The 3671-nt window shown below is 57.8% G+C and carries 5 protein-coding genes; 4 read left to right on the top strand and 1 reads right to left on the bottom strand.

Annotation, left to right across the window (positions count from 1 at the left end; genetic code table 11):
• Window positions 1-111: 111 nt before the first annotated feature.
• A complete protein-coding gene (locus tag C6W91_RS20795) occupies window positions 112-822 on the bottom strand; it encodes a GAF domain-containing protein (RefSeq protein ID WP_370571561.1) in 711 nt (236 codons plus the stop codon).
• A 341-nt stretch (window positions 823-1163) separates the two neighbouring features.
• Between C6W91_RS20795 and rpsJ the strand changes: the two genes are divergently transcribed.
• From rpsJ to C6W91_RS20775, 4 genes are read left to right on the top strand one after another with little or no spacing between them, the layout of a single operon-like run.
• Window positions 1164-1478, top strand: coding sequence for a 30S ribosomal protein S10 (gene rpsJ / locus C6W91_RS20790; protein WP_058289455.1), 315 nt, complete (start codon window positions 1164-1166; stop codon window positions 1476-1478).
• Between the two features lie 18 nt (window positions 1479-1496).
• Complete coding sequence (gene rplC / locus C6W91_RS20785) at window positions 1497-2219, top strand: 50S ribosomal protein L3 (protein ID WP_065271476.1); 723 nt, start codon at window positions 1497-1499, stop codon at window positions 2217-2219.
• On the top strand, window positions 2216-2833 hold the full coding sequence (gene rplD / locus C6W91_RS20780; protein ID WP_065271475.1) for a 50S ribosomal protein L4: 618 nt from the start codon (window positions 2216-2218) through the stop codon (window positions 2831-2833). The genes rplC and rplD overlap by 4 nt, the downstream gene beginning before the upstream one ends.
• On the top strand, window positions 2830-3126 hold the full coding sequence (locus tag C6W91_RS20775) for a 50S ribosomal protein L23 (RefSeq protein WP_065271474.1): 297 nt from the start codon (window positions 2830-2832) through the stop codon (window positions 3124-3126). The genes rplD and C6W91_RS20775 overlap by 4 nt, the downstream gene beginning before the upstream one ends.
• Window positions 3127-3671: the final 545 nt, after the last annotated feature.

Genomic DNA, 3671 nt, shown 5'->3' with positions numbered 1-3671 from the left:
GGCGCCGCCTCAAGGGGGCTAACCAGTTGCCTTTGGTCATCGAAGGCGTCACATTCACCGACGGTGTTGCCACAGACGACACTGAAAACCGCGCCGCCTGATCAAGCCGCGTCACCCAAAATCCTCCATAGCTCCAATCCGGACTGTGTCCGGTGTTTCTGTGCGGGCTCTGATCAGTCCCAGTTCGGCCTGGGACAGCACGGCGGCCAGCGGGCTGCGCAGATCGTGGGCAATCAACCCCATGAGCGCGATCTTTTCCGCGTTTTCGCGCCGCACTTCGGAATAGCCCTGCTGCAGGCGTCGGTTCATCCGCGCGAGATCCGCGATTAGCTTCTTTCGTTCCTTTTCCACGGAGAGGCGGCGCAATTCGGCTTCGGCACGCAGGGCAAAAATCGTCGATATCGCAGTGGCGATCTCGGACTCCTTGATCTCCTGGTTGGAAAATACAGCCAGATGACCGGTGACCTCGCCAGTGGTGTCGCGAAGTGGAATACCTATGTAGCCTTCAAACCTCGCTTCGCGGGGATAAAGGTCGGCAATCCCGCAGGGGATAATGACGACCTCCCCGGCGTATACCCGGGCGCAGGGGGTGCCTTGCAATTCGTAGCGTATCCCGCGAGCAACCTTGTGGTCCTGCAGCGCGTAGAGCGCCCGCGCGTGGGTGGGGGGCACCCCTTCGCCATAGGTGACTGCGACGAAGGCTGCATCCAGATGCTCGCTCAGGGCCTCAACCAGGCGCGCCAGGAGCGCATGACCGGTCTCACCAGCGATACTGCGCGCAATTAGCAGAACTTGCTCGGTTTCGGGGCTGTGAGGCGGCACTATTGGGTTGTCCGTTGTGAGGCTTTGCGCAAGTTTAACCGGACTTGGGGGGCGCCACTAGGGTCACTGACCGCCCTGCGTCAGTTTTTAACACGGGACGGCCAGATTTTCTGGGGGTGACCTTGCCCGATCGCCGTAACGGCTCCTGAGGTGGACCCAAAGCGTCGGAGCATTCGCACGGGCCTCATTTACCCTTGCAATACCGCCGCTGCAGGCTTAAGACGCGCGAGTTCTCAATGAGAATATCAAGGCGGGGTGATTCCCGCCTTTTGGGTTCGATGAGGGTGTGCGGTGGTCGTGGGCCCTCCTCTCAACTCCAACGCCTATAAAAGGCTGACGAAATGCAAAGTCAAAACATTCGCATTCGGCTGAAGGCTTTCGATTACCGCGTGCTGGACGCCAGCACCCAGGAAATCGTGAACACTGCAAAGCGCACCGGCGCGCAGGTTCGTGGCCCGATCCCGCTTCCGAACAAGATCGAGAAATTCACCGTTCTGCGTGGCCCCCACGTCGACAAGAAATCCCGTGACCAGTTCGAGATCCGCACCCACAAGCGCATGCTCGACATCGTTGATCCGACTCCCCAGACCGTGGACGCGCTGATGAAGCTCGACCTCGCCGCTGGCGTGGACGTCGAGATCAAGCTGCAGTCGTAAGATCGGAGGGTAATGAATATGCGCTCTGGTATTATCGCAAAGAAAGTCGGCATGACCCGACTGTTCATGGAAGACGGCAAGCAGATCCCTGTGACCGTTCTTCACCTGGATGGTCTGCAGGTCGTGTCGCAACGCACCGAAGACAAAGACGGCTACACCGCCGTTCAGCTGGGCGCAGGCTCGGCCAAAGTGAAGCGCGTCTCCAAGGCGATGCGTGGCCACTTTGCCGCTGCAAAGGTTGAACCCAAGCGGAAGCTGGTTGAATTCCGCGTGCCCGCCGATGCCCTGATCGAAGTTGGCGCCGAAATCTCGGCCGAACACTTCCTGACAGGTCAGAAAGTGGACGTGACCGGCACCTCGATCGGTAAAGGTTTCGCAGGCGCCATGAAGCGCTGGAACTTTGGCGGTCTGCGTGCATCGCACGGTGTGTCGATCTCGCACCGTTCGCACGGTTCGACCGGTCAGTGTCAGGATCCCGGCAAGGTTTTCAAAGGCAAGAAGATGGCCGGCCACATGGGCGCTGCCCGCGTGACCACCCAGAACCTGGAAGTCGTCAAGACCGACGCCGACCGTGGCCTGGTGTTCATCAAAGGTGCCGTACCTGGTCCGAAATCCGGTTGGGTAACCGTCAAGGATGCCGTCAAGAAGAAAGCGCCCGAAGGTCTGCCCTTCCCGGCGGCTCTGAAGACAGCAGCAACCGAAGCACCGGCGGAAGCTCCCGCGGAAGGTGGTGAAGCATGAAACTTGATGTGATCAAACTCGACGGCGGCAAGGCAGGCGACATCGAACTGTCCGAAGACCTGTTCGGTCTGGAGCCGCGTGCGGACATCCTGCACCGTGTGGTCCGCTGGCAGCGCAACAACGCGCAGGCCGGTACCCACAAGGTCAAGACCCGCTCGGAAACCTCCTACTCGACCAAGAAGATCTATCGCCAGAAGGGCACCGGCGGCGCACGCCACGGTGACCGTAACGCACCGATCTTCCGCAAGGGTGGTATCTACAAGGGCCCGACCCCGCGTAGCCACGGCCACGAGCTGACCAAGAAGTTCCGCAAGCTGGGCCTGCGCCACGCGCTGTCCGCCAAGGCGAAAGCGGGTGAACTGGTCGTGATCGAGGACGCAACCGCAGAGGGCAAGACCGCTGCTCTGGCCAAGCAGGTGAAAAACCTGGGCTGGAAACGCGCGCTGGTCATCGACGGTGCAGCCGTGAACGAAGGGTTCCTCAAAGCATCGCGTAACATCGACGGTCTGGATATCCTGCCGACGATGGGTGCAAACGTCTATGACATCCTGAAGCGTGACACCCTGGTGATCACCAAGGCGGGTGTCGAAGCACTGGAGGCTCGACTGAAATGAGCGCGAAGGCAGAACACTACGACGTGATCCGCAAGCCGATCATCACCGAGAAATCCACCATGGCGTCCGAAAACGGCGCAGTGGTGTTCGAAGTGGCGATCGACAGCAACAAACCCCAGATCAAAGAGGCGGTTGAAACCCTCTTTGGTGTGAAGGTCAAAGCGGTCAACACCACCATCACCAAGGGTAAGGTCAAGCGTTTCCGCGGCCAGATCGGCCGTCGCAAGGACGTGAAGAAAGCCTATGTGACCCTGGAAGAAGGCAACACCATCGACGTGTCCACCGGACTCTGAGATCTGTTCCTTTAAAAAAGATCGAAGGCCCTCGCGAAAGCGGGGGTCTTTTTCGTTGGGGGTGCTATGACTTATGCTCTTTGGTTTCTGTGTTCTCAAATGCACGCCAGAGCATTGGATGGATTGTGGCTTTGGTGTCTGTAGTGATTGAGTTTTTGGGTATTGGTTTATGTGTAAGGTGGACCCAGTGCCAAGCAGATGAGGAAGACAACTTCAGTCCAACGGCCCCAACTAAGTGAAGCCTATGAAATATCTCACGGCAAAACTCTAAAGGGTCAAATGATCCATCGGCTTTTACCGCGTCTTCTATGATCCCCCACATTTGGTCTCTTTGAGCTGCTTCATTTTCGGCAAAAATTAATGCAAGTTCCTCCACAAATTTTGTGTGGCAAAAGTCGCTAATCTGAAAGTATGTCGCTCTGTTTGAGAGTAGGTTGAGGATAATCGATATTCCGGGGAAAACAGGAGACCATTCAGAGATCACCCAACTTCAACAGCTAAGCGCGTAAGCGACTGATATTGTTGGAGCGGGATGCCCGCTTTTG

It is taken from the genome of Phaeobacter sp. SYSU ZJ3003 (assembly GCF_041300735.1).
GTDB lineage: Bacteria > Pseudomonadota > Alphaproteobacteria > Rhodobacterales > Rhodobacteraceae > Phycobacter > Phycobacter gallaeciensis_A.
This window is presented reverse-complemented; position numbering and strand designations above follow the sequence as displayed.

Coding starts and splice junctions, on each gene's coding strand:
- C6W91_RS20775 (WP_065271474.1), top strand. CDS start 2,830: ATGAGCGCGAAGGCAGAACACTACGACGTGATCCGCAAGCCGATCATC.
- rplD (WP_065271475.1), top strand. CDS start 2,216: ATGAAACTTGATGTGATCAAACTCGACGGCGGCAAGGCAGGCGACATC.
- rpsJ (WP_058289455.1), top strand. CDS start 1,164: ATGCAAAGTCAAAACATTCGCATTCGGCTGAAGGCTTTCGATTACCGC.
- rplC (WP_065271476.1), top strand. CDS start 1,497: ATGCGCTCTGGTATTATCGCAAAGAAAGTCGGCATGACCCGACTGTTC.